Below are 25,548 nucleotides of genomic sequence, written 5' to 3'. Positions count from 1 at the left end.
AGCTATAACTCATAATATTTAATTAAGTTTTTAAATAATCAGCACACTCTCTTTGATTAGAGTATAAAGCCAAATTAGATAACTCTAATTCTTTTGCATTAATTAATACTTTCATAATGTTTTCTAATCTTCATTGGTGATTTGTTACTATTGTTCCTAATTAAAGTAAATATGCTTAAAAACTTCCAATTATATAAAATGGATCTTTTCATAATTTTCAGATATTATATAGAATAAAAAAGCACTAGACTAATAGCCTAGTGCCTCATCATCTAACTCAGTTTTATTTACAAGATATTTGCTAGAAAGAGACTTATAATTAGCCACTACCATTAGTGGATTCATTTCATCAGTTTCTACAAAATCTTTATCATATTTATAGAAATACAATCTTAACATCATCATCGCTAAGATGTGATATTGTTTTTCTTCATTAGTTAGTTCCTCATAATTTTCAAAGTAAATATCTTCAATAGGTACTAAGTACTCAAATTTGTACAATTTACTTTGTTCTAGATAATTATCAATGATCTCATCATCGTTATCTACGTAATTAAAAAGATGTCCAAAGAACTCTGGACCATACTTAACTCTTTCTAATATCTCATTATTCATTAATTGATCATCAAAAGCATAACCTTTAAATGAGTAATCGTATGAGAATCTATTTTTTAGATAGGGTTTATATTTGCCTTCATCAGGAATATCAACCTTGTTACCATTAACATACATCTCAATTTCATCATTAAATTTAAATGTTAAACCATATTCCTTTAAATAGTTTGAAAAACTATTTTCTTCTGTTAGTAATTCTAACAGGCTTAATCCATCATTATCAGTATCTTTTAATCTTCTAGATATACTATAAAAAGGCACTTTATCAATATTTCCTTTAAAATTTCTCTTCACAATATTGAAGTAACATTCATATAAATCATCAATATATAGTATTTGATGATCTTGTTGAAACATATAATAACCAGAATCAATAGTATTTAAAATAAACTGTTCATTTAATTTTAATTCGTTACATAACGAGTTTAGAATACTTTGGTATAATGTTGTATTTAATTGCATTGTTTCACCTCCGATTAAATTATTTTAAACGTGTTTTATAACACTAATCCCCTTTCAGTCATAACTGATACAATATGATTCACATATTGATTACACAGTTCATCTGTTGATGCTTCAACCATGACTCTAATAACTAGTTCTGTTCCCGATTCTCTTACAATGACTCTTCCTTCTTCACGTAAAAGTTCCTCTACTTCTTTAATAGCTTTAACAACTGCTTCATCTTCTCTCGCAGCTTTTTTGTTTTCAACTCTTACATTCTTTGTAAGTTGAGGATAGATAGTTACTGGTTCTGTTAATTGAGCTAAAGTTTGTTTACTTTCAATGATTGCTTCCATGATTCTTAAAGACGTTAAGATACCATCTCCTGTTGTCGCATGTTTAGAGAAGATAATATGTCCTGATTCTTCTCCACCTAGACAATGATTATTTTCTACCATGTTTTCATTAACATATTTATCCCCTAATGCAGTTTTTACATAATCAATATTTGCTTTATCTAATGCTTTATATAAACCAAGATTACTCATGATTGATGTAACAATGGTATTGTTACTTAATTCATAATGATCTTTTAAGTATTTATCACATACATATAAGATTAAATCTCCATTAACATCTCTACCAAATTCATCAACAACAATACATCTATCAGCATCACCATCATAAGCAAAGCCAATATCTAAACCTTTTTCTTTTACAAATTGTGATAAAACATCAATATGTGTTGAACCACAATTTGTATTAATATTAATTCCATCAGGATCATTATTAATAACATACGTCGTTACGCCTAAAGAATCAAAGACACTTTTTTCAATAGCACCGCTAGCTCCATTAGTACAATCTAAACCAACACGTATATTTTTAAATGCACGTGTTGGAATAAACATAAGATAACCAATATATCTATTTCTCCTTACTGAATAATCACTTGCACATCCAATTGTATCTTTTCTAGCAAGTGGTAATTCATCAATAAGACCATCAATATAATCTTCGATCTTTTTTTCTACTTCATTATTCATCTTATGACCTTTATTATCTAAGATTTTAATTCCATTATCATAGAAAGGATTATGAGATGCACTAATCATGATTCCACAATCAAATTCATCAGTTCTTACGATGTAAGCAACTGATGGAGTTTTTGTGACATGCATTAAAAAGGCATCTGCTCCTGATGCCGTTAAACCAGATACTAAAGCATATTCAAACATATATGAACTTCTTCTTGTATCTTTTCCTATTACAACTCTTGCTTTATGATTTTGAGAGAAATATCATCCTAGGTATCTTCCTACTTTATAAGCATGTTCTACAGTTAAATCTATATTAGCCTCTCCTCTGAAGCCATCTGTTCCAAAGTATTTTGTCATTATAATCTCTCCTGTTAATTTTTTCTCCAAACCATCTTATCAACTACACCGGTATAAGATTGAATAATCTTAACTACTTTAGTAGATACTATTTCATCTGTATAATTTGGTACTGGAATACCATTATCATTATTATTTACCATATCTATAGCTGTGGTTACTGATTGCAATAAAGATTTTTCATCAATACCTGCTAAGATAAAACAAGCTTTATCTAATGCTTCTGGTCTTTCTGTAGATGTTCTAATACATACTGCAGGGAATGGATTCCCTACTGATGTAAAAAATGACGATTCTTCTGGAAGTGTTCCACTATCAGATACTACACAAAATGCATTCATTTGCAGATTATTATAATCATGGAATCCTAATGGTTCGTGCATAAATACTCTAGAATCTAATTTGAATCCTGTGGATTCTAATCTTTTTCTAGATCTAGGATGACACGAATATAGAATAGGCATATCATATTTTTCTGCTAGTTTATTAATAGCGGTAAATAGTGATAAGAAGTTCTTTTCTGTATCAATATTTTCTTCTCTATGGGCACTCAATAACATATATCCTTTTGGTTTAAGGTTTAGTTTTTCTAAAATGTTACTAGCTTTAATATCTTCAAAGTTATTATGTAATACTTCTGCCATAGGTGAACCTGTTACATATGTTCTTTCTTTAGGAAGACCGCATTCTGCTAGATATCTTCTTGCATGTTCACTATACGCTAAGTTTACATCAGAAATAATATCTACGATTCTTCTATTAGTTTCTTCAGGTAAGCATTCATCTTTACATCTATTACCTGCTTCCATATGGAAGATAGGAATATGTAATCTTTTAGCACTAATAGCACTTAAGCAACTATTAGTATCTCCTAAAATTAATAATGCATCAGGTTTGATTTGATTCATTAGTTTATATGAACAGTTAATGATATTACCAACTGTAGCACCTAAATCATCACCTACTGCATCCATATATACTTCTGGATCTTTTAATTTTAAGTCATGGAAAAATACTCCATTTAAGTTGTAGTCATAGTTTTGACCAGTGTGTGCTAACACACAATCAAAATATTGTCTACATTTATTGATTGTTGCGGCAAGACGAATGATTTCAGGTCTTGTACCTACAATGATCAATAATTTAAGTTTTCCATTATCTTGGAACTTTACATCACTATAATCTGTTTTAATTTCCATTCTACTTATACCTCCTCGAAGAATGTATCTGGATGATTTGGATCAAAGGCTTCATTAGCCCACATAACAGTAACTAAATCTTGGGTATCTGATAGATTAATAATGTTATGAGTATATCCTGGTAACATATGAATAGCTTGAATGTTATCTCCTGATACTTCAAACTCTATTACTTCATTACTATCTATTCTTCTTTCTTGTATTAGAGCTTTACCTGATACAACAATAAAGAATTCCCATTTACTATGATGCCAATGTTGTCCTTTAGTAATTCCTGGTTTTGATATATTAACAGAGAACTGTCCGCAGTTTTCCGTTTTTAATAATTCAGTAAAACTTCCTCTATCATCTTTATTCATTTTTAAATCAAAGATAGCTTTTTCTTTAGATAAATATGACAGATAAGTTGAATATAGTTTTTTAGCAAAACTATTATTTGGTATTTCTGGCATTACTAATGTATTGGGTTGATTTTTAAAAGATTCTAATAAATCAACAATCTCACCTAATGTAGCTTTATGTGTTGTTGGAACATAACAATACTTACCAGTATTGTTATCAACAACATTTAAACCATCATAGTTACAATGATGTTCATCATTAGTTAATGCACTTAGCATTTCTTCAACTAAATCATCAATATATAATAACTCTAATTCAGTACTTCTATCATTAACTTGAATATCTAAATCATTAGCAATGTTGTTACAAAATGTAGCAACAGCACTATTGTAATTAGGTCTACACCATTTACCAAACAGATTAGGAAATCTATAAACTAGTACTTTAGCACCTGTTTCTTTTGAGTAATCAAAGAATAATTCTTCTCCTGCTAATTTACTCTTTCCATAATCACTTGTTCCATATCTTCCAATTAATGTAGCTTGAATTGAAGAAGATAACATAATAGGGCAAGTGTTATTATGTTTCTTTAATGTATCTAATAATGTAGAAGCAAAACCAAAGTTACTTTGCATGAATTCATCATTATCTTTAGGTCTATTTACTCCTGCAAGATTGAAGACAAAGTCACAATCTTTGCAGTATGTATCTAATAATGATGAATCAGTATCAATATCGTATTCATAGATTTCTTCAACAAAAAAAGATTTCGTACGCTCCTTACCATCTTTTATATTCTTTAATGACGCTACAAGATTTTTTCCAACAAAACCTTTTGATCCAGTAACTAATATTTTCATTTTTCCTCTTTCTTTACAAATAAAATATTAAAATAAACTTTTAATATTTGTAATTTTTAAAAATTAATATATATTTCTTTTTATAATACTTACGTAAAATTCTAATGTTTTTTCAAATATTTTATTATCATACTCAAAAATATCTTTCGTAATTTTAAACTCAATTCCTTTATTCAAATCTATTAAGCTATAATATCTATCTGCAAAAAATTCATTTGGATCATTATCATTTAAAAAAGATATAATTTTTCCCTTTTTCTTTTCTGTATAATCTAAAATATAATTATTTCCATTCAAATAACTTTGGAAAACAATCGAATGATACCTCATTCCAATAGCAGCTTTCGAATTCTTAATTATTTCAAATGTTTGGAATAAGGATAAAGGTTTATGTATTACAACAATATTTTCATAATCCATTAATTCTTGTTTAAGTTTAGAAAAATAGAATCTATCATCTCCTCCTATAGAAAAAATATGATTTGGCAATAATACTATCTCTTTAAACTGATTAGACATATTTTTTAATAAAGAAATCAATTTATTATCAACTATTGTTAATAAACTGTTATCTGTTTGAAATCCTAAGTCTCTAAAATTAACTACCAATCTATCTTTAACGTTATTCTCACATTTAAAAAATCCAATTGGTATAATTGCAGGATCGTTAGAAGCATATAAAGTAGTCTCATCAATTCTATTTCCAAATTGATTATTCAATATTTGAGCTTCACTCAGTGAATTAGTATCCCTAAAAATAGAAATATCACTATTTATAAGTATATTATATACACTTCTTCTAAACTCTGGTTTATTTAAAGGGCCAATTCCACAACCAATAATACCTGTATGAATTTTTCTTTTTTTTGCATATTGAAAAGATTTGTCAATAATATCAAGTTCAGAAAGATCCATTAACGGTCCTCCACCCATAATAACTAAATCAGATGTTTCAATTTGTTTTTTTAAGGTTTTGCTATTCAAAACATCAAAACAATAAATATTACTAGTTATACCCATAATATTTAATGCTTCTTGTTCTTCAATTAATGTTCTTTCAGTAAAAAACGGATACAATGACCCAATACTAATATCATTTTTTTCAATACTATCAAAGATTTTAATTATACCTTCAATAATAGCTCTGTCTCCTAAAGTTTCAGTACCATACCATCCTAAAATACAAATATTCATAGTTCTATCCTTTCATAGGTCTCTTTGAGAATTTTAATATCTCATCCATATAGTCTTTGTAACCTTCATTTGTCAATGCACCCATATAATGTGAACACTTATCACAATAAGTATTTTTTATCTCATCATTATATAATTTATTTTCAAAATATATTTTCTTTATATCTACATTACTATTTTTAACATTTACTAATGCTTTACTATGTGTAGCACAATAACAGATATCACCCGTTGGCGTAAGTGTTATACCATTATGTAAAAATTGACAATTTGATATTCTTTTGGGTTCATCATCTTTTAAATACCTAAAAAGGCCGTAATATGTTTTGGAATGAGTTTGCTTAAATTTTGAGTATAGAAATTCCCTAGCAAGCATTTTCGCTTCTTTATCAGTAAATAATGAATAATACTGATATTTAATATCATTCTTTAATCGTTCGTGTTCAGTAGCTACATTATATGTGATTTGAATACCGTATTTTTGAGAAAAAGCTTCTAATTCATTCACACTATATATATTTTTTTTTGTTAATGTGCAAATGAAATTTATGCTATCACAATATAGATTTATATTTGACTTTATTATATCTAAAGTATGTATTAACTTTTGAAAGGTACCTGGTCTTCCACGCATTTCATTGTGCATTTCATCAAATCCATCAATAGAAAAGCTCAAAGTAAATTTAACATTATGTTTTTTACATAAGTTATATATTTCTTTTATTTTATCAGGACAATTTGGAATAGTTCCGTTACTAATTATATAGAGATTACGTAAAGCGGGAAGTGTATCAAGAATAGTTTCAATAATACTAGTTATATCTTTTAAAATAAATGGTTCACCCCCATTAATTCCGACTGATTCTACTTTGCAAAATATTGAATTACTTAATACTCTTTTAATATCATCTATATTCATTTCATTTTTTATATCATTGCCATGAATATTACACATAATACAATCTAAATTGCATTTATTTGTAATCGGAAATTGCAATGTTTTTGGATAATTAAGTTTGTTATCTTTATTCCAACAAGAATTGTATATGTTTCTCAAGAAATATTTGATTCGCATATTAATAGATTGTTGGATATGTAAAAAATCACGTTTAATATATATATTTTTAATTATCTTTCGAATTAGTTTCTTCATCTTCTACTCCTTATAATTTTTTTAACTTCATCTTTAATGAACAGTATACTTATTAATGAGATTATAAAAAATGAAATAATCCCACATATCATCCAATAGTCATTGAATATAAATAATGTTAAAACTTGAAAAACCAAAATAAATATTATTAAATAATTAAATTTCAACATATTTATTTTTAAATATTTTTTTGTATCATACATTCTTACCATAAAAACAAATATGTAACTAATCAAAGTTGCAATCGCAGCTCCTATTAATTTATAATGTGGTATTAGAATTATATTTAAAATAATATTTATAACAGCCCCAAGTAATGTAGTATACATATTCATTTTATTATCCTTTTCCACTACATAACGAATCCCAACAAATGATGAGAGAATATTAAACATTGCAGTAAACACTAATATAGCTCCTGATTCCCAAGCTTCATAATATGATTTGCCCACATAAAAAAGGGTAAATGGCTTTAGAATCAGTAATATGAAAGATATTGCTAATGAAATACAAACAAATAATATTTTAAATATCTGGTTGACAAATTGTTGTTCACTTTCTGCACCTTTTTCTTTGATAGCAGATAATTGCCATGCCTGAATGAATATTTGAAAAGTATAAATTACTATAGTTGGTATCTTATTTGCAACTGAATATACCCCATTAAATGCATTACCAATTATAAATACTATTATATATTTATCCGAACTAGTGGTAATCCACCAAAATATAGAATTAGGTATTAGATAAACACAATAGTTCAACATAATTTTAAAAGTATCTACGATTGAAGATTTATCTATATTCCTTAACAATTTTACTGGCTTTATGATCATTATTAAAAATATAGAACATAATCCATACGAAATTAGGTATGCGTATAAATATCCAAATATTTGTAGCTTCATATATCCTAAAAAGAATATATTTAACAATGAGATTATTATTACCAATAATACATTAAAAAGAACATATATTCCATTTCTGTCCAATCCTCTAATAAACTCAGATAATAGTAGATAATATATTTCAAAAATCAAAAGAAGTGCTGATAATATAAAATAGGGATTATTAATAAAGATATTGGTTATAAGCGAAACAATAATGATAAGTATAGAGCTACAAGATGTAACAAAAAAGCCTATAAAAAACACATTGTTTTTATTTATATTTTTGTCAAGTGAAAATCTTAAAATTGAATTATTAATAGATAATGCCACTATAGGAATCAATAAATTAATAGTGGCAAATATAACATCAATTTTTCCATATGTTTCTGCACTAAGTACTGCAGTATAAAAACTTACCATAAAAAAAGTAATTATTTTTGTACTAAAAGTTGATATGGAATATAAAAAAGTATTCTTGAGTAAATATTTATTTCTATTCAATTATTTAATCCTCCCTATTTAGTTGAATTAAGGATTTCTTCTTTAACTAGTGGTACTTCCATTAGTTTGTTCATTACTGCTTCTACATCCATTAAGTGAGTATTATTTGAATTGAATTGAGTAAGTGCAGACTCCTCAATACCTTCATTAAAATATTTGTCATAATTAAGATCACGCTTATCCGCAGGTACTCTATAGAAACCACCTAAATCAATCGCATTAGCACATTCTTCATCAGTTAATAATGTTTCATACATTTTTTCGCCATGTCTGATACCAATTACTTTTACTTCATTATCAGCTTTCATTAGTCTTTTTACTGCTTCAGTGAGTACACCAATTGTACAAGCAGGTGCTTTTTGTACGAAAATATCTCCTGATTGACCATTTTCAAAAGCAAATAATACTAAATCAACTGCTTCTTCTAATGTCATAACAAATCTTGTCATATCTGGACTAGTTACAGTTAAATCATTACCAGCTTTTATTTGGTTAATAAAAAGAGGTACAACTGAACCTCTTGAAGCTAATACATTACCATATCTTGTACACATAATACTTGTTTTTTCTGGATCTACTGTTCTAGATTTAGCTACAATTACTTTTTCCATCATAGCTTTACTAGTACCCATAGCATTTACAGGATAAGCAGCTTTATCTGTTGATAAACATACTACTCTTTTAACTCCTGCTTCAATAGCAGCTGTTAACACATTTTCAGTACCTAATACATTAGTTTTAACTGCTTCTATTGGAAAAAATTCACAACTAGGTACTTGTTTTAATGCGGCTGCATGATAGACATAGTCTACACCATGCATAGCATTCTTAATACTTTGTATATCTCTTACATCCCCGATATAAAACTTTAACTTATTAAAAACATCAGGGTATTTAGCCTGATATTCATGTCTCATATTATCTTGTTTTAATTCATCTCTACTAAATACTCTAATTTCTTTTATATCTGTATTTTAAAAGCGGTTTAGCACCGCATTTCCAAAGCTACCAGTTCCTCCAGTAATTAATAATGTTTTGTCTTTAAAAGATATCATTCTTTTTTCCTCCTAAATATTTTATATTTAATATATTATTTTAAAATAAAGTTATATAAGTTGATTTTTAACATCATACAGTATCGTACAATTTTAAATAATCTTTAAATTTATCATACATATTAAAACAGTGCGCTCTAGATACGCAAGAATTCTCCAGTGTTTTTTTTAAAGAAGTAATATCCACAATGGTATTTTTTAGCTTTTCTAAATCATCACATTCTACTACCAATCCGCAACTAGAATCAATAATTTCAGGACTTCCTCCTGTATTGAAAGTGACAACTGGGGTTCCACATGCAAGAGACTCTATGTTTACCGTTGGAAAATTATCTTCTCTTGTAGGATTAACAAAAACATCAGCGGATGTATAAATTTCAGCAAGTTCAATTTGGTTATTTGTTCTTGGAATTGCATAGATATTTTCATAATCTTTCAATTCATCCACATTGTTCAAACCAACTAGTACAATAACATAATCGTCATTAATTATTTTCGATAAATCATAAAAAACGTCTAATCCCTTTTTCTTTCCCCAAGTAAAGGATACACCTAATATAATTTTTTTTCCTTCTAAACCCATTATAGTTTTGAATTCACTTTTTCTAGGTTTAAATATACTCAAATCTATTCCATTATTGATAACCTGTACAGGATAGTTTTTAAGATAAGATTCTTTAACCAAATTTGATAGCCAAATTGAAGGTGTGACAATAGTCATGTTTTCAACGTTGTTAAACCATTTTCTTTTTAGTTTCCACATCATTTTTGTTCTATCAACAAAAGCTTCTGGATATTCTTTATACTGTGGACATTTGAAACACCCTGTCTTCCATTTATCACATTTAATGATAGTAAAATGTGGACATTGACCTGTAAAACTCCAACAATCGTGGAGTGTCCAAATAATCTTTATCTTATTCTTTTTTATATATTTAAATAATAATGGATAGTTAATTTCTATACCATGAATATTATGTAAATGAATAATGTCAGGATCATATTTTTTTATATTGGAAATTAGTGTATGAGTTTTTAATATTGAAAAACAGCCTTGAAAGCCAGTACATTTTTCTAAAAAATGGTTTACTTTTCTACTGATAATTCCTGATATCAAAATTTTGTCACCTGAGTATTCAACATTATTTTTGGTATTTGGATATACCATACAAAAAGTATTGTTATTATTTGATGATTTTTCAATTCCCATCATTATCTTACCAGTACTACCATAATTACCTAGATTTATTTGCAATATTTTCATTTTAGATTCCTCACAAAATTTATAAGTTTTTCACCTTGAATTTCCTTATTTTTATTCTCTAAAACGTATTTTTTCCCTAAGTTCCCTTTAGATTGTAATGCATTCATTTGCATTGAACTAATATTATCAAGTGTTTTAGCAATTCCTTTTGGTGATTCATCTTCAATCAAGAATAAGTGCTCCATATATTCTTTAGGTATTCCTTCCAATTTAGTGGTTAACACAGGTGTTCCACTAGATAAATACTCAATGGTTTTTGAGGGAAATGAATATTTAGTAAACAAATCAGAAGTTGGTCTACAGTTTATAAGAAGAGATGCTTTTTTTTCTAATTCAAATATTATATTTGGAGGTAATATTCCTCCATATACTATTCTATGATTACATTCTATTTTCTCTTTTATATATGGAACTATAGTACCTTCTCCATAAACATGTAATATAATATTTTTGTTTTTTGTAAAGTCAATTGCATCTATAAGATTTTTGAGTCCAAATTTTTCATATAATCCTCCTGCATAGAGCACAACAAATTCATTGGATTTTTTTTCGTTAAAACATGAATTATTTAACAAGCCATCAGTATCAGTAGCAATACCTTCTATTACTATATATGGCTTATTTGATGCATTTATTTCATTCATGGATTCAGTCAAAAAACAATACGAATCAAATCGTTTTATTAAAAAATTTAAAAAAGAGTCCTTGAATTTTCGAAACAAAGACACTTTAGCTGTTTTATTGATTGCTGTAACAAGATTGGGTAAATCAGTGACTATAGCACAACACTTAATTTTTTTTATTTTGCATATCAGCAACGAAGAAAAAGCCCCACAAATTGAAAGAACATCTGTAAAAATAATTGTGTCCTTTCTATCATTTGAACTTTTTATGCACTTATTGATAGTTTTATAAGTATTAAATACCATATCAACGTAAACTATTATTCTCTTATTTCTAATTTTAATATACTTATAACTTACACCATTTTCAAAGTAATTATCCTCTTCAATCATATTTATAAAAGAAGTGGCAGGATTAACACTTCTTATTGATACGCAAGTTACAGTACATCCATCTGCTGAAGCCATACCTTCCATTAATAATTTATAATATTTCTGAGACGGGTTAACTTTATCTTTAGTTTTTATTGATGAAACATATTTATACATATCATCATTACACGTTGACGACACCATAATATAATTAGTTTTACTCATATCCAAGCCTCTCATTTCTTAAAAATAACATTATATAAAAAATAGGTGACATACACATTGACTGTCCCATACAAACAACAATATATATTATCATACATAGAATTACTAAAAGTTTAGATTTAAAAAGGTTTTTCATTGTTCGATACAGTAGGACAAATTGTGTCAAAAATAAAATTAACCCAAATTGTGCAAAATGAATAAACCAGGTATTTGCATTATGAATTAAACTAATTCCCAATAATTCTTTTGTTATCACAGAAAAATTTAATTCTACATAAGATAATCCTTTACCAACCAGTATATTTTTACATCCTATATTAGTATTACTAATTAATGAAGCAACTCTAGAATTGAAAGATATATTATCTGAATTCATTTTACCAAATATAGCACCATATGCACCTCCTGATAAAAAGTCATTATTAAATGATACAAAGAATACTACAAATATTACCAATAATAACATTATTTTGATATTTTGATTAAGACCCGCTTTGCTTTTTGTATTGCTACTATTAAAAAGGATAGCAATAAGATAGAATCCAAATGCAATAAATCCAGTTGTAGAAAATGTAGTTATTAATGTAATAGTAAATATAATTATTCTTTTCACCGAACTATTTTCATTTATAAAAGTTTCAAATATCAAAGCAATAATAATGTAAATTGCAAATACTCCAGGTTCTCTAGCAAATCCAAAATTTCTAATTATTCCACCTGGTTCTATAGGCAAACTACAAACAAGCCAAGTATAGAATCTTTGTCCCCCAATATTTGTTAATATAAATATTTTAGATAATTGGGGCAATAGAATATACGCCGCCTCATAAACAAGCGAAAAAACAGTAACAAATGACATAATTTTATTAAATATAGCAGAAAATGTTTGCAAAGAATATCTCTTACAAAAAATATAACTTGCTACTATTACTAACACTTTTTGAATATATCCAAAACGAAAATCTGCATTAAACAACATACTACATATTATTACTAGTACAAATGTAATCAAGTAAATGAAATCTTTTTTATTATAAGTATTTTTCAAACTATAATTTTTTATTATTAAAAAAATATATACTATCGCAAATAAAAAGTACTTAATATTAACAAATACTGTATTTTGGTTTGTCCCAAAAATTAGTGAATCATCAGAGCAAAACACAAAGATTACTATTATCAAATATAATATCATTTTTTTAATCTGGCTTCTCGATATTTTTAACATTAAACTATTCCTTTCTAAAAATATATATTAAGTACAATAAAATTTTTCTACTAAATGCTATTTTCCACTTTATTAACTCAGGATAATAGTCCAAAACCTTTTTTTCTAATTTAATTTTTGTCTTACACATGTATATATCGTTTTTATTGTATCCATTTCTTATCATTTTTAAATATAATGTAAAATATGCTCTTTTACGATTTATAATGGCGTATTGATAATAAGTTGGAAAATCAATTGCTACTTCTTTTACAACTAAATCCCACATATATAGTAAATCTAAATGTTTTTTATTAAATTTTTTATTAGTTACTCCACTACTATTTCTATAATATAAATAGTATTTATTAGAAGTATATATACATTTATTGCATTTTTTTATAATGTCATAAACACCTTTAACATCTTCATTCATATATCCTTCAATTAATTTGAAATCATCCAATATATCAATATTTATTAGTTTGTTACACAATGTATGAGTATCTTTTTCACCTGAAGTTCGAAAGAATCTATTCAACATATCATCTTTGTTCATTAATTTAATTTCTTCAATATTATTAATTTTATTGGTTTTATGATTTCGAACATATTTTATTTCACATTCCGCCATGTCCGCTTTATGTATTTCAATTAACCCTAACATATCATGAAACATATTTTTATCAATCATATCATCAGAATCGATAAATGAAACATATTGTCCTTTAGCCTTAGATAATCCAATATTTCGTGCATGACTTGCACCAGAATTATTAATATTAATCAGTTTAAATCTTTCATCTTGATGTTTATACTCTTCACAAATACTTAATGAATTGTCTGTCGAACCATCATTAACTAAAATTATCTCTATATTTGTGTAAATTTGATTTAAAATACTGTCTAGGCAATGCCTAAGATGTAACTCAGAATTATAGATAGGTATTATCACGCTTATTAGCTTGTTCAAAAAATTCACATCCTTTCATATTTTTTTAAAACACAAGTATTTAATGTTTACTTTTTCTTAATATTTTTTCACTTAATAATTTAACTATTGTCGACGGAAAGCAATATAAAGATAGTTGTCCTAACACAATATAAGTCATATCAAAAATGTTAATAATTCCTTCTTTATAAAATCTATGCATAATATCAATATACTCTTTACAATTAACAAATGATTTTCTTCGTTTTAAATTATCATTATTTGTCCGATAATATAACAAACATTCATTTAAATTTTCACATAATAAATTAGAATTTGCCAATCGAACAAATAATCCAAGATCCTCTTTTCTTTTAACCGTTGGATAGCCCCCAAATGTCATAATTATATCTTTTTTATACATTACAGTAGGATGATTAAATGGACTTCTTTTATGACTAAATTTCGTAATTTCATCATTTGAACATGGAACTACTCTCATTTTACCTGTATTAGTAACTGTCTTACTAAACTCAATTATTTGACCACCTAATATAGCTAAGTCTTCCTTTTTTTCGAATCTTTTTAATTGTAATTCACATCTATTTTGAAAGGAAATATCATCAGAATCCATTCTTGCAACAAGGTTATTTTTACAAATTTTCAACCCCTCATTTAATGCATTTCCTAATCCACCATTTTTTTCCAATGCTAATATTTTAAAAATGTTAGGATATTTTTCATTATAAAACTTAATTACCAAATCCAAATCACTAGTCAAAGGTCCATCTTTAACAATAACTATTTCATCTGGTTTAACCGTTTGGTTAATCATACTATCTATACTTTTTTCTAAAAACTCTGGTTTTTCTTTTATATATACGGACATTAAAACACTATATTTTTCCATTTTCATCACCTTCTGTATTTAAAATAGATTTATAAAAAGTCTGACTTTGATAATCTAAATTGATATCAGACATTTCCATATCGTAATAAGAATCGCCAAATGCTTTTGAAGACATAGTACTAATTCTACCAGGCAATTTTTTTAATAGTTTGATAAACAAGGACATACCAGGTAACATTATAATTTTGTGACCTTTAATACTTGCTATCATTTGTACCATGTCCGATGTATTTATATATTCATCATTTTGTGGAAAGAATACACCGAATTCTTCATTATCAATCATTAACTTAATGAATTCACACAAATTATCAATGTGTAACATTGATCTTTTATTATTGACAATCGGAAATACTGGTAACTTTGCTGCTAGTTTTGCTAATTGTGGATAATTACCTTTAGAACCTTTTCCATAAATCATTGGTGGTCTCACTATTACAACCTTAAAAGATTCATCATTCATTTTTTGTAGTTTTAAATCAGCTTGTAATTTACTGTCACCATAGAAGTTTTCTGCTTTAGGTTTAGTATCTTTTGTAATGTGTGTGGTTCCACAACCACTGTAGACAATCATTGAAGACATAAAGATAAATTGTTTTACTTTAGCTTCTTTTGCCTTATTTGCTAAGTCTATTGTTAAATCTGTATTTACTTTATAGTATCTTTGTTTTACTTCTTCAGATACATTTCCTACATCAGCATGAGCTATTCCTGCAACATGAAATACAGTATCGTATTTAGAAAAGTCATACTCTTTCCAATTAGGATCTAACATGTCTAATGTATCTATTTCATATTCGTTATTTGAGTCGTTTAACCATTTTTCTACTGACTCACCAATATAACTATTAGCACCAGTAATTAAAACTTTCTTTAATAGAAGATGTTTATCCTCTTTAGTCGATTTAGGTTCTTTTTCATTAATAAAGTTATCTTGTAACTGTACTTTTCTTTTTACATTAATGTATGCAGTATATACTGTATATCCGAATGCTAATGAACCTAATAATAATCCTTTATGAGATTTCTTATCTTTCTTACCATCTTTATTCTTAATATGTTTACAAACAAGTCCCAAACCAGTAAGACCTACTGCTCCTGCAGTACCAACTACTGTAGCACCAATCTTTGCTTCTTTTTCAATCTTTTCAGGATCTACTATTTGTGTATCAACAGTTTCTTCTAATTCACCAGTTCCACCTTCTACTACACCATCTCCTAATAGTACTGAACCAATAGTTGCTAAGAAACATTTGATATCCATCTTTAAGCCCATTTCATTAACATAATCACCATCAAACTTAGCTTTCACATCAATTTCTAATTCATCTCTACCATTAATTTGTGCCCAGCCAGTTAATCCTGGAGTTACATCATTCGCATGATATTTATCTCTCTCTGCAATCAAGTCATCTTGATTCCATAAAGCTGGTCTAGGACCTATTATGGACATCTTTCCTGTAAAGATATTGAATATTTGTGGTAATTCATCTAAAGATGTTTTTCTTAAAAACTTACCTGTTTTAGTAATAAATTGATCTGGATCCTTTAACATATGAGTAGGCATATCACTAGGTGTGTCTGTTCTCATAGTTCTAAACTTATAGATTTCAAATAGTTCTTTATCTTTGCCCACACGTTTTTGTTTAAAGAGTACTGGTCCTTTAGAATCTAGTTTTATAGCTAACGCTAATAATCCTAATACTGGACTTAGTACAACAATAGCTCCACCACTTAAAACAACATCTATTGTTCTTTTAAGGGGCAGATATTTTTTTTGTTTATCAGTAATCATATTTTCCCTCCCTGTTTTATTTCAATTAAAAAGATGATCAAATTATTGAGCCATCTTTAATATCAGTTTCTTCTTTTATGTCTGTACCAAAAGTAATCGTACATCCACTTCCTATTCTTGTGTTACTTCCTATGACTGACATTGGTCTAATTATAGAATTGCTATATATTAGACAGCCATCATTGATCATTGCATCATGATTAATAGTTGTATTTGCAGTAATAATACATCCCTTACCAATAGTTGCATTAGGTTCTATTACTGCATGAGGAAATATAATTGTTCCCTCATTAATAGAAGCATAATTTGATACAACACTTGAAGAGTGTTGTAGTATAGGCAATGAATAGCCTATTTCTTTAGCTTGTAAAAGCAGTTTGCTTCTAACACTGTTATTGCCAATAGCAATATGAATATGAGTATACTCGGGATAATAAGAACTCATTTCATCAATAGAACCAATGATTTTACAATCATTTATAACTTCATTAATATTTTGATCATCAAGAAAAGATATCTTATCAAAGATATTCATATCTCTAGCTATATCTAGACAACATCTACCATGTCCGCCTGCTCCTATAATTAATAGATTCATTTTCACTCTCCCTTAAAAGAAACTTGGTTCTACACCAAATTGTTTCTTATATTCTTCTTGCCAATCTTGTTCTTTGTTATTCTCTTTTGGATTTAAGTTTATGATGATTTGATTATTAAAAGCTTTAATAGATGTAATAGAGTAGTTGTTTGTTAATTGCTGATAAGCCTCTTTACCATTTGTATATTGGTATTGTTTATCATCAATAATACATATCACTTCTGATTCTATTTTTTCTAATATTTTAGTCACTCTTTATACCTCCTTTTTGAACATAAAAAAACAGGTTCATCGCCTGTTTTAGTCATATTTATGAGGTAGAAGATACAATTCCCCCTTACCCCAAATAATCTAGACTTTATGTTCAGAACTAATGTGTTATCAAGTTAACCTGAGTAACAGTTAATTCTTGCTTATAAGTTCAACTCCTAGAATAATCTTTCTATCAAAGAAAGGTAAATCTAGTTGTGCTGTACAATGATGTTTCATGACTCTAACGATATAATCTTGATAATGTAGTAGGGGACCTTCTGTTATAATCGTCTTACCCTCTTCTTGGTAACCAACAGATACTCTAGCGACATTATCTTTATCTAATACATTATTAAAGAACTCTATTTCTTTTTCTCTTAAAGCAGATACTTCAGCATTCTCTAATTGTTTAATCAGTCCATCATTCTTATCTTTCATAGACAATAAAAGATCATTAAAATCATTTTGTTTTAAATCTGACTTTACAAAGATATAGTTATCAAACATATCTTTAGTAGTCTTTTTCTTTGCTTGCCTATGAAATACTTCAGTTTTAGGAATAAAGGCAGTAAGTTCTTTTCTTTGATTCAAATTAGATAGTATTTTATTAGTTTTATTACTGAATACATATAAGACATACCAGTTCATCTTAATAATCAATCGCAACAAGTAGTTTTCCAGTAAGAATTTCTGTATCTAATGTTGCAAATCTTCTATATTTATCAACTTTTTTGATCATATCTTCTAAACCTACTAAAGGACCATCAGTGGGAACGAATCTTCGATCCACTATAACTCCTTTTGTATGTTTGATCGTATCAGTATTATCTAATAACTTAACTAGTAAAGACTGCTCTTCACTAGTTAATGGATATGTATCTTTATACTCAAGTAAATCTACTAATCCATTAATCGTTTTAAAATACTCTTTAAATTGTTCATCAAAAGCTTCTTGATCAAGATCACTCTTGATAAATACATAGTCAGGATATATTTCCTTAACTATAAACTCAGCTGTTTCCCCTCTACCAAAACATCTTTCACTTTTCGGTATAAAGGCATTCATGTTCACTTGTTTGTTTAAAGTACTAACAAGTTTTTTAGTTCTACCAGTTTTGAATCTGGCTACGTACCAATACATTGTTACCTCCAACCCTTCCATTTTCGCAGAACACTATATTCTACGAACCGAATTATATCATAAATTGTTGTTGTTTCAAATAAAAAAGCGACGAATTGACAGTAATTATCAGGTATTTGAGCTATTAAGATAATAGTCTGTTTTATCCGATGATTTTAACAGTAAATAACTAATGTTTTTATAGTTCGATGTGTTTAAAAAACAAATTAATAATGAAAAAATATTTGAAAATCGTTAGATAAAATTAATCAATTCTTATTTTCATCATAATAAATTTATTTGTGTTAATCATTTTATCCAAAATTAACGATAAATGAAATATTTATTCTTTTTGAGATAGCAATAATAAATTGATATTCTTTTAAGATTCTGATTTTTTCGTAGAATATAGTGTTCTGCGAAAAATAAAAAAAGCGCTTATCTATAGTAATTCACTATAATTGAGCGCTTTTTCTATATGTATATTTTCCTATTTATTCAAGGATGTTTATAAATCACAAATTCCTTTATTTTCTCCATAAACACTATACCAGTCTTGATTAAAATCATCTACAGCTTTTTCAATATTTGGATTATTAAAAATCGCTTTTAGAACACTGACTGGTGCTGTAATTGCTTGGGCTCCACTATTAAAAGAATCTCTTACTTGCTGGACACCTTTGAAACTGGCTGCTAAAATCTTACAATCATAATCATCCATCACGATTCGATTTGACAACTCATTGATTAATTCAAACGGATCACTACCAAGGTTCCCAATTCGATTAACATATGGAGCAATATAATCAGCCCCGGCTGCCAATGCCATATATGCCTGCATCAGGTCGTAAACAGCAGTTGCTGTAACATTGATGCCTTCTGCTTTTAAAATCTTGATAGCTTTGATTCCTTCATATGATACAGGAATCTTCACATAAACTCGATTATCAATTTCCTTTAAAATTCGATGTGCTTCATTAACCATCTCATCACAATTTTTAGAAATCACTTGAACATGTAAGCTTCTATCTTTTCCAATAATATCCCTTACTTTTCTCATGTGATCAAAGAAGTTTTCTGGTGCAGTTACTTTTACAATAGAAGGGTTGCTTGTCACCCCTACGATCGGCATATGATCTATAGCATCTTTAATTTCCTCTAAATTCACAGTATCAATAATAAATTCCATTTTTATCTTCTCCTTATTCTATGATTAAATTTTTTAAACCTGTTTGATAAACTAACTGATGAAAATGTTCCATCTGTTCTTTATCAAACATCTTCAATTGTTTATCAACTTCATATTCCAGATCAACTAATTCATATTTTGCAAAAGCTAATGGATTGTAATTCAACAATTCGTATTTAACTTCTGGATAAATATTAACAAGAAAATTTGCAATACTTTTTATATTATGATCAGTCGCCGTCATTGTCGGTATCAATGGTGTTCTGATTATAACTTTGTTTCTATATTCACTTTCTAAAATATATTCAATATGCTGTTTTATCATTTTTGATGAAACGTTAGTTAATTCCATGTGTCTCTTTTCATCAAAAACTTTTAAATCAATATATATTAAATCAAGATATGGGAGTATTTTTTTGATTAATTCTAATGATCCATACATAGTTGTTTCAATCGCAGTATGAATTTTCTCTTCTTGACAAGCTTTTAAAATCTCATACAAGAATTCTCCTTGCATAAGCGGTTCCCCTCCAGAAAATGTCACACCACCATCATCTCTAAAAAACACTCTATCTTCCTTGATTTTTTCCATTAATTGTTTTATATCATACGCTTCACTATCATAACGAATAGCATTACCTGGACAAGCTTTTACCAAATTATCAAAAGTTCCTTCATATTGCAAATTGAAATACGGACGATTATTTTCATATTTAATTTGATTTTTTTTAGAAAACTCCACACATCTTTGACAATGAATACAACTATTTTCAAAATATATTGGTCTTCTTTGAGATGATAATCCTTCTGGATTTTGACACCATTTGCACCTTAATGGACAGCCTTTAAAAAAAACTGTTGTTCTTAATCCATATCCGTCATGAACAGCAAATCTTTTGATATCAAATACTAAAGCTTTAGATATCTTCATAAGCCGTCCTTTCAATAATCTCATCTTGCAGCTTACCAGCCAGTTCTACAAAATAAGCTGTATATCCTGCAACCCGAATCGTTAATGACCTATGTTGTTCCGGATGAAGCTTCGCATCCAACAAATCTTCACGTCGTACTACATTGAATTGAATATGTGGAATTTTTAAATCTACAAATGCTCTTAAAAAGTTTTCAAATTTCATCATTCCTGTTTCAGTTTTAAAAAACTCTGGTAAAAATTTCATATTTAACAAGCCCCCATTTGTTGTATACGAATCCTTCATACGTGATACCGATTTTAAAACTGCAGTTGGTCCTGCCATATCTCTTCCATAAACTGGTGACATTCCACCATCAGCCAATGGTGTCAAAGCATTTCTACCATCAGGTGATGCACCTACATTTTCACCCATTGGAACATGAGCACTTACTGTATACATTCCGGTATGATATAGACCACCGCGATAATTTGTATAATCTTTCATTCTTTCCCTAAAATAACCAGCCCATTTAGCACCTAATTCATCGACCCATTTTACATCATTGCCATACTTCGGTACTTTATTTAAAAGCATCGTTTGGATAATTTCATATCCTTTAAAATCTGCTTGTAATGCTTCTAATAATTCATGTCTGGTAATCATCTTTTCATCATATACGAGTACCTTGATTGCTGCAAGTGAATCAGCTAAATTTGCAATTTGTATCATCTGGATCCCTGAAAGATTGTATTTTGCCCCACCACGTGTTACATCTACTCCCTTTTCTAAACAAGAATCAATGACCGTTGATAAAAAAGCTGTCGGCAAGCAATCTTGATGAGCTTTTTCTACAACAATCTCAGCTTTCATCATTTTTTCTATAAAATAATCAATTTGTTTTTGAAAAGCATTTTCCAAATCCTCAAAACTCTCATAGGTTTCAATACTTCCAAGATCCAAACCTATTGGTTCATTAGTTAAAAGACATTTTCCATGATTCATAGTTAATTCCAGCGCTTTATTTAAATTGAACATTGCAGCATCAGACCAGCCCAAATTGTTTCCATGTGTCGTTAATTCAACACATCCAACAATTGCATAATTTCTTGCATCTTTTTCTTCAATACCTAAATCTTTAATCATACTATTTACAATTGCCTCATCATTAAAGAACTGTGGCATCCCACTACCTTTAGCAACTACTTTGATTGCTTCCTGTATTAGTTCATGTGAAGAATTTTTATTTAATCTTACTGATAAATTAGGTTGTGGTAATCCTAGATGGTATTGTGCTTTTAATAACAGTAGTGATAACTCATTATAAATATCGCATCCATTTTCATCAATTCCACCAATCGCTATATTAAATCCGATTGGAAAACCAGCAAAATATTTTGCACTGTGCTGATTCCTCAAATACACAATTTGATTAAACTTTAACCACAAACACTCTAATATTTCTAATGCCTCTTGCTTTGATATAATTCCTTTTTCAATATCTTTTTGATAATAAGGATAAAGATATTGATCCATTCTTCCAGGAGAAAATGATGATGCATTAGACTCCATGTGTAGAACAACAAATAAAAACCAAAGTGATTGTACAGCCTCATGAAATGACTGAGCAGGTCGACTAGCAAGATTTGCACAAATATCTGCAACCCTTTGTAAAGATTTCTTATTATCATCTTCCAGACTTTCCAACATTGTCAAAATATAATCATGATAACGCATCATAAAATGGCAGACACCTTCTAAAACAATAATTGTACATTCATAAAATTCCTTTTGATTTTCATCACAATTTTTTAACTTTTCATAAGCTTTTGTCATCAATCCTTTTGGTCCAAGCTCTAGCCAAGTCTTCGTATCTGGACAAATGTGTCCTTGAGCATGATCTTTTTGATTAATTTTAACAACTTTAGCAATTGCATTAATTTCCTCACCATAATTCTCTTTTATGACATCTTCCAATGAACGGTCTTGCCAATATGGATAAATTATCTCCTTAAATTCTTTTACATCTTCCTTTTTTATTCGGAATTTATCTTGTGGTCTTGTTGGTAAAGTCTCAAACTCTTTGTTAACCCAAGAACATCCACTTTCTGGAAATACTACTCCGTACCTAACACCTTTAGTGCGATTCCCAACAATCAACTCTTCTTTTTCTACGCCAATTTCTAATTCTTCTAATGCTGCTTTCAAAGATAACGCTCTTTTTTTAGGAATTGATAAGCTTTCATTTTCTTGATAAATCCTCGTTATAATTCGTGCCTGTTCAATTGAAACATAACGTGGTTCATTTAACATTTTTTCCTTTAATAAAGTAATTCTTGGAGTTTGTTCTAAATTATCCATAGCTAATTCTCCTCATCTCATTTTTTATCGTTTTTTATTGTTTGTAATTGAATTATAATACATATACAATATTTTTCAATATATTTTCAATAAAAAATAATAAAAAAGTGGCTTTAAACCACTTTATCATAAAATATCTAATCCATATTTATTAATAAGTTCCCGTTGTTGAAGCGTTACCGCCTTTTCACAAATAATTCCCGTAAAATCATCTATATGAGAAAAAACATAATTCCCGTCTAATTTTAATTTTGCCGTTTCAGCCAACATATAACTCTTTTTACTAGAATTAATCACTTGCTTTTTAGTTAATCCATCATCGATATCATAAGTTGTAATATTTCCTGAATGTAAGTCAATTCCAACCACACCTAAAAATGACAAGTCAAATTTATAACTCTTTATTTGGTCTATAGTAATTGCACCTAAGAATCCGTCTTTAGGATTATTAAATTCTCCACCAATAAAAATCAATCTTGCTCGACATTCACCTCTAAAAATATTGATCAATTCAATCATATTAGTTACAACCGTTACGTTCATATCACGCTGATAGATAAGTTTTGCCAACTCAATATTAATTGTTGAAATTCCTAAAAAAACCATTGTTCCCGGCTCAATTATTTCAACTGCTTTTTGAGCAATAAGCTTCTTTTCAGGTGAATTTAAACCAATTCGCTCACCGACATTAACACGATGAAGATTAGTTCGTATCTGTGTTGCTCCACCATGAATTCTCTTTAATTTTCCATTTTTTTCTAGTATTGTTAAATCTTTACGAATACAATCTTCGGTTACATTAAAATCCTTACTTAAATCTCTAACTCTTACTTGCCCTTCTAAATCTAGTTTAGCAATAATCTGATTATGCCGTTCTTGTTGTAACATCATGATCATCCCTTCTTTGTTAGTATTATGCCATTATTTAAAATAAAATACAATGACTATAAAATTTATAAATATGCCTAATACTTTTCAGCCCCTTTTTTAACTATCTTTTTATCCACTGTTTAGCTTATACTTAAGTAATTGAGGTCAAAGTTATTAATAAAATTATTAAACGTAATAAAATGATAAGTGTAAGGAGGGATTATTATTAAAACAATTGGCTGTTTAGTAAGTCGCAAACGAATTTTAGTTGAATTTATTATTAGTATTTTGGGTCTGGATCTACTCTATGCCATTTTTTCAAACACATTCAAAAAGCTTAATTTTTTATCTACAAAATCCAGAATTGTATTCACCGACCATTATTTTTATGATGATTGCAATAATCATTGTCACTGCCGGTTACGGAAATCGACAAATTATTGTCATTGATAAAAAATATTTTAAATATTGCAGTAATCAAAATTTATGGTTTAATTACCAACAATTTTACCTCATTATTTTTAACTGGGAACCAACATTTGACATTCAAATACCGCTAGTTAATATTGCAAAGATTGCCCTATCATACAGTGATATTTATATACTATGCAATCAAATTTATTGAGGCTCAAGGCGTTAAAATCCAGGATCCCTATCACTTAAAAGAAGCTTTAGCTAATAAAGACATGCGTTTTGCTGAATATATTGAAAAAACAAGTAATCATTTTTAAAGAAATTACATCTATTCATGACCTGAAAAAAATTTTTCTCCACCCAAAATGGATAGCCACTCAATTATATTTATCATTGATAATCAAGAATTAGTGTTCCTTTCATTAAGTTACCATCCTTTATGCTTTATTGGAAAAAAATGATTTAGAAACAGAGCTTAATCACGCTATTTCTTTGTTATTAAACCTGCATAAAAATATTGAACAAATTTTAACTTTTAAAATTGGGTATTCTTATATTCAAATAAAAATCAATCAAATAATTTGGATTGAATCATTAGTTACTATTTAATTATCCACACTCAGCTTGGTCAATATAAATTTCGAAAAAACTTAGTCAATTACTCGGTGAATTAGCTGTTAATCAATTTATTCAAGTTCACAAGAGCTATATTGTTAATCAAAACCACATTGTTATTCGAAAAAGTAATGAAATAGTTTTAAAAAATAAAATAGCTATTCCGATTGGTCGGAAATTTAAAAATACTAATTAAAATAAAAAAGAGAAATAGAAATGCCTATTTAGCATAATTTCTCTT

The 25,548-nt window shown here is 28.1% G+C and carries 22 protein-coding genes and 2 pseudogenes; 2 read left to right on the top strand and 22 right to left on the bottom strand.

What is annotated here, in order from left to right; translation table 11 throughout:
* Window positions 1–249: 249 nt before the first annotated feature.
* The 22 genes and pseudogenes from EYR00_RS04350 to EYR00_RS04245 form a co-directional block, all read right to left on the bottom strand.
* A complete protein-coding gene (locus tag EYR00_RS04350) occupies window positions 250–1,077 on the bottom strand; it encodes a hypothetical protein (protein WP_003534740.1) in 828 nt (275 codons plus the stop codon).
* A 35-nt stretch (window positions 1,078–1,112) separates the two neighbouring features.
* A pseudogene (gene glmM / locus EYR00_RS04345) lies at window positions 1,113–2,339 on the bottom strand (phosphoglucosamine mutase); the annotation flags it as partial.
* Between the two features lie 131 nt (window positions 2,340–2,470).
* Entirely contained in the window at window positions 2,471–3,655 is a 1,185-nt protein-coding gene (gene wecB / locus EYR00_RS04340; protein WP_003534743.1) for a non-hydrolyzing UDP-N-acetylglucosamine 2-epimerase, read from the bottom strand.
* Window positions 3,656–3,660: 5 nt separating this feature from the next.
* Window positions 3,661–4,857, bottom strand: coding sequence for a capsular polysaccharide biosynthesis protein CapF (locus EYR00_RS04335; RefSeq protein ID WP_003534745.1), 1,197 nt, complete (start codon window positions 4,855–4,857; stop codon window positions 3,661–3,663).
* A 63-nt stretch (window positions 4,858–4,920) separates the two neighbouring features.
* A complete protein-coding gene (locus EYR00_RS04330) occupies window positions 4,921–6,051 on the bottom strand; it encodes a polysaccharide pyruvyl transferase family protein (RefSeq protein WP_003534746.1) in 1,131 nt (376 codons plus the stop codon).
* 4 nt (window positions 6,052–6,055) lie between these two features.
* Entirely contained in the window at window positions 6,056–7,204 is a 1,149-nt protein-coding gene (locus tag EYR00_RS04325; protein ID WP_003534747.1) for a radical SAM protein, read from the bottom strand.
* On the bottom strand, window positions 7,201–8,595 hold the full coding sequence (locus tag EYR00_RS04320; protein ID WP_040434041.1) for a lipopolysaccharide biosynthesis protein: 1,395 nt from the start codon (window positions 8,593–8,595) through the stop codon (window positions 7,201–7,203). Before EYR00_RS04320 ends, EYR00_RS04325 begins: the two co-directional genes overlap by 4 nt.
* 14 nt (window positions 8,596–8,609) lie before the next feature.
* A pseudogene (locus EYR00_RS04315) lies at window positions 8,610–9,650 on the bottom strand (polysaccharide biosynthesis protein).
* 73 nt (window positions 9,651–9,723) lie between these two features.
* A complete protein-coding gene (locus EYR00_RS04310; protein WP_003534750.1) occupies window positions 9,724–10,914 on the bottom strand; it encodes a glycosyltransferase in 1,191 nt (396 codons plus the stop codon).
* A complete protein-coding gene (locus tag EYR00_RS04305; RefSeq protein WP_003534752.1) occupies window positions 10,911–12,134 on the bottom strand; it encodes a glycosyltransferase in 1,224 nt (407 codons plus the stop codon). The genes EYR00_RS04310 and EYR00_RS04305 overlap by 4 nt, the downstream gene beginning before the upstream one ends.
* On the bottom strand, window positions 12,127–13,362 hold the full coding sequence (locus EYR00_RS04300) for a hypothetical protein (RefSeq protein WP_003534755.1): 1,236 nt from the start codon (window positions 13,360–13,362) through the stop codon (window positions 12,127–12,129). Before EYR00_RS04300 ends, EYR00_RS04305 begins: the two co-directional genes overlap by 8 nt.
* Window positions 13,363–13,366: 4 nt before the next feature.
* Complete coding sequence (locus EYR00_RS04295; RefSeq protein WP_050754556.1) at window positions 13,367–14,314, bottom strand: glycosyltransferase family 2 protein; 948 nt, start codon at window positions 14,312–14,314, stop codon at window positions 13,367–13,369.
* A 40-nt stretch (window positions 14,315–14,354) separates the two neighbouring features.
* Complete coding sequence (locus tag EYR00_RS04290) at window positions 14,355–15,182, bottom strand: glycosyltransferase (protein ID WP_167530878.1); 828 nt, start codon at window positions 15,180–15,182, stop codon at window positions 14,355–14,357.
* Window positions 15,169–16,977, bottom strand: coding sequence for a sugar transferase (locus tag EYR00_RS15955; protein WP_003534760.1), 1,809 nt, complete (start codon window positions 16,975–16,977; stop codon window positions 15,169–15,171). Before EYR00_RS15955 ends, EYR00_RS04290 begins: the two co-directional genes overlap by 14 nt.
* Window positions 16,978–17,014: 37 nt before the next feature.
* Window positions 17,015–17,575: a PglD-related sugar-binding protein gene (locus tag EYR00_RS04280; protein WP_003534762.1), complete on the bottom strand. Its 561-nt coding sequence runs from the start codon at window positions 17,573–17,575 to the stop codon at window positions 17,015–17,017.
* A gap of 12 nt (window positions 17,576–17,587) precedes the next feature.
* Window positions 17,588–17,827 carry a hypothetical protein gene (locus EYR00_RS04275; RefSeq protein ID WP_003534764.1) on the bottom strand — a complete coding sequence of 80 codons (240 nt, stop codon included), beginning with the start codon at window positions 17,825–17,827 and terminating at the stop codon, window positions 17,588–17,590.
* A 150-nt stretch (window positions 17,828–17,977) separates the two neighbouring features.
* Entirely contained in the window at window positions 17,978–18,493 is a 516-nt protein-coding gene (locus EYR00_RS04270) for a transcription termination/antitermination NusG family protein (protein ID WP_040434043.1), read from the bottom strand.
* Window positions 18,477–18,968: a transcription termination/antitermination NusG family protein gene (locus tag EYR00_RS04265; protein ID WP_040434045.1), complete on the bottom strand. Its 492-nt coding sequence runs from the start codon at window positions 18,966–18,968 to the stop codon at window positions 18,477–18,479. The genes EYR00_RS04270 and EYR00_RS04265 overlap by 17 nt, the downstream gene beginning before the upstream one ends.
* A gap of 487 nt (window positions 18,969–19,455) precedes the next feature.
* Window positions 19,456–20,136, bottom strand: coding sequence for a fructose-6-phosphate aldolase (locus tag EYR00_RS04260; protein ID WP_003534767.1), 681 nt, complete (start codon window positions 20,134–20,136; stop codon window positions 19,456–19,458).
* A 13-nt stretch (window positions 20,137–20,149) separates the two neighbouring features.
* Window positions 20,150–21,067: a glycyl-radical enzyme activating protein gene (locus EYR00_RS04255; RefSeq protein WP_003534768.1), complete on the bottom strand. Its 918-nt coding sequence runs from the start codon at window positions 21,065–21,067 to the stop codon at window positions 20,150–20,152.
* Entirely contained in the window at window positions 21,054–23,408 is a 2,355-nt protein-coding gene (locus EYR00_RS04250) for a glycyl radical protein (protein ID WP_003534769.1), read from the bottom strand. Before EYR00_RS04250 ends, EYR00_RS04255 begins: the two co-directional genes overlap by 14 nt.
* Before the next feature lie 126 nt (window positions 23,409–23,534).
* Window positions 23,535–24,296 carry a DeoR/GlpR family DNA-binding transcription regulator gene (locus tag EYR00_RS04245; RefSeq protein WP_008792019.1) on the bottom strand — a complete coding sequence of 254 codons (762 nt, stop codon included), beginning with the start codon at window positions 24,294–24,296 and terminating at the stop codon, window positions 23,535–23,537.
* A gap of 289 nt (window positions 24,297–24,585) precedes the next feature.
* On the opposite strand from EYR00_RS04245, the gene EYR00_RS04240 reads away from it, so the two are divergent.
* Window positions 24,586–24,903: a hypothetical protein gene (locus tag EYR00_RS04240; protein ID WP_003534771.1), complete on the top strand. Its 318-nt coding sequence runs from the start codon at window positions 24,586–24,588 to the stop codon at window positions 24,901–24,903.
* 426 nt (window positions 24,904–25,329) lie between these two features.
* Window positions 25,330–25,503 carry a LytTR family transcriptional regulator DNA-binding domain-containing protein gene (locus tag EYR00_RS16040; RefSeq protein ID WP_081446361.1) on the top strand — a complete coding sequence of 58 codons (174 nt, stop codon included), beginning with the start codon at window positions 25,330–25,332 and terminating at the stop codon, window positions 25,501–25,503.
* Window positions 25,504–25,548 lie beyond the last annotated feature (45 nt).

Origin of the sequence: Thomasclavelia ramosa DSM 1402 (genome assembly GCF_014131695.1) — a bacterium.
Lineage (GTDB): Bacteria > Bacillota_I > Bacilli_A > Erysipelotrichales > Coprobacillaceae > Thomasclavelia > Thomasclavelia ramosa.
This window is presented reverse-complemented; position numbering and strand designations above follow the sequence as displayed.

Bases quoted from the DNA above. Each gene is read 5' to 3' on its own strand.
- EYR00_RS04350 (WP_003534740.1), bottom strand. From the start codon at position 1,077: ATGCAATTAAATACAACATTATACCAAAGTATTCTAAACTCGTTATGT.
- EYR00_RS04255 (WP_003534768.1), bottom strand. From the start codon at position 21,067: ATGAAGATATCTAAAGCTTTAGTATTTGATATCAAAAGATTTGCTGTT.
- EYR00_RS04300 (WP_003534755.1), bottom strand. From the start codon at position 13,362: ATGTTAAAAATATCGAGAAGCCAGATTAAAAAAATGATATTATATTTG.
- wecB (WP_003534743.1), bottom strand. From the start codon at position 3,655: ATGGAAATTAAAACAGATTATAGTGATGTAAAGTTCCAAGATAATGGA.
- EYR00_RS04290 (WP_167530878.1), bottom strand. From the start codon at position 15,182: ATGGAAAAATATAGTGTTTTAATGTCCGTATATATAAAAGAAAAACCA.
- EYR00_RS04245 (WP_008792019.1), bottom strand. From the start codon at position 24,296: ATGTTACAACAAGAACGGCATAATCAGATTATTGCTAAACTAGATTTA.
- EYR00_RS04265 (WP_040434045.1), bottom strand. From the start codon at position 18,968: ATGTATTGGTACGTAGCCAGATTCAAAACTGGTAGAACTAAAAAACTT.
- EYR00_RS04310 (WP_003534750.1), bottom strand. From the start codon at position 10,914: ATGAAAATATTGCAAATAAATCTAGGTAATTATGGTAGTACTGGTAAG.
- EYR00_RS04325 (WP_003534747.1), bottom strand. From the start codon at position 7,204: ATGAAGAAACTAATTCGAAAGATAATTAAAAATATATATATTAAACGT.
- EYR00_RS04260 (WP_003534767.1), bottom strand. From the start codon at position 20,136: ATGGAATTTATTATTGATACTGTGAATTTAGAGGAAATTAAAGATGCT.
- EYR00_RS04305 (WP_003534752.1), bottom strand. From the start codon at position 12,134: ATGAGTAAAACTAATTATATTATGGTGTCGTCAACGTGTAATGATGAT.
- EYR00_RS04250 (WP_003534769.1), bottom strand. From the start codon at position 23,408: ATGGATAATTTAGAACAAACTCCAAGAATTACTTTATTAAAGGAAAAA.
- EYR00_RS15955 (WP_003534760.1), bottom strand. From the start codon at position 16,977: ATGATTACTGATAAACAAAAAAAATATCTGCCCCTTAAAAGAACAATA.
- EYR00_RS04280 (WP_003534762.1), bottom strand. From the start codon at position 17,575: ATGAATCTATTAATTATAGGAGCAGGCGGACATGGTAGATGTTGTCTA.
- EYR00_RS04240 (WP_003534771.1), top strand. From the start codon at position 24,586: ATGCCATTTTTTCAAACACATTCAAAAAGCTTAATTTTTTATCTACAA.
- EYR00_RS04335 (WP_003534745.1), bottom strand. From the start codon at position 4,857: ATGAAAATATTAGTTACTGGATCAAAAGGTTTTGTTGGAAAAAATCTT.
- EYR00_RS04330 (WP_003534746.1), bottom strand. From the start codon at position 6,051: ATGAATATTTGTATTTTAGGATGGTATGGTACTGAAACTTTAGGAGAC.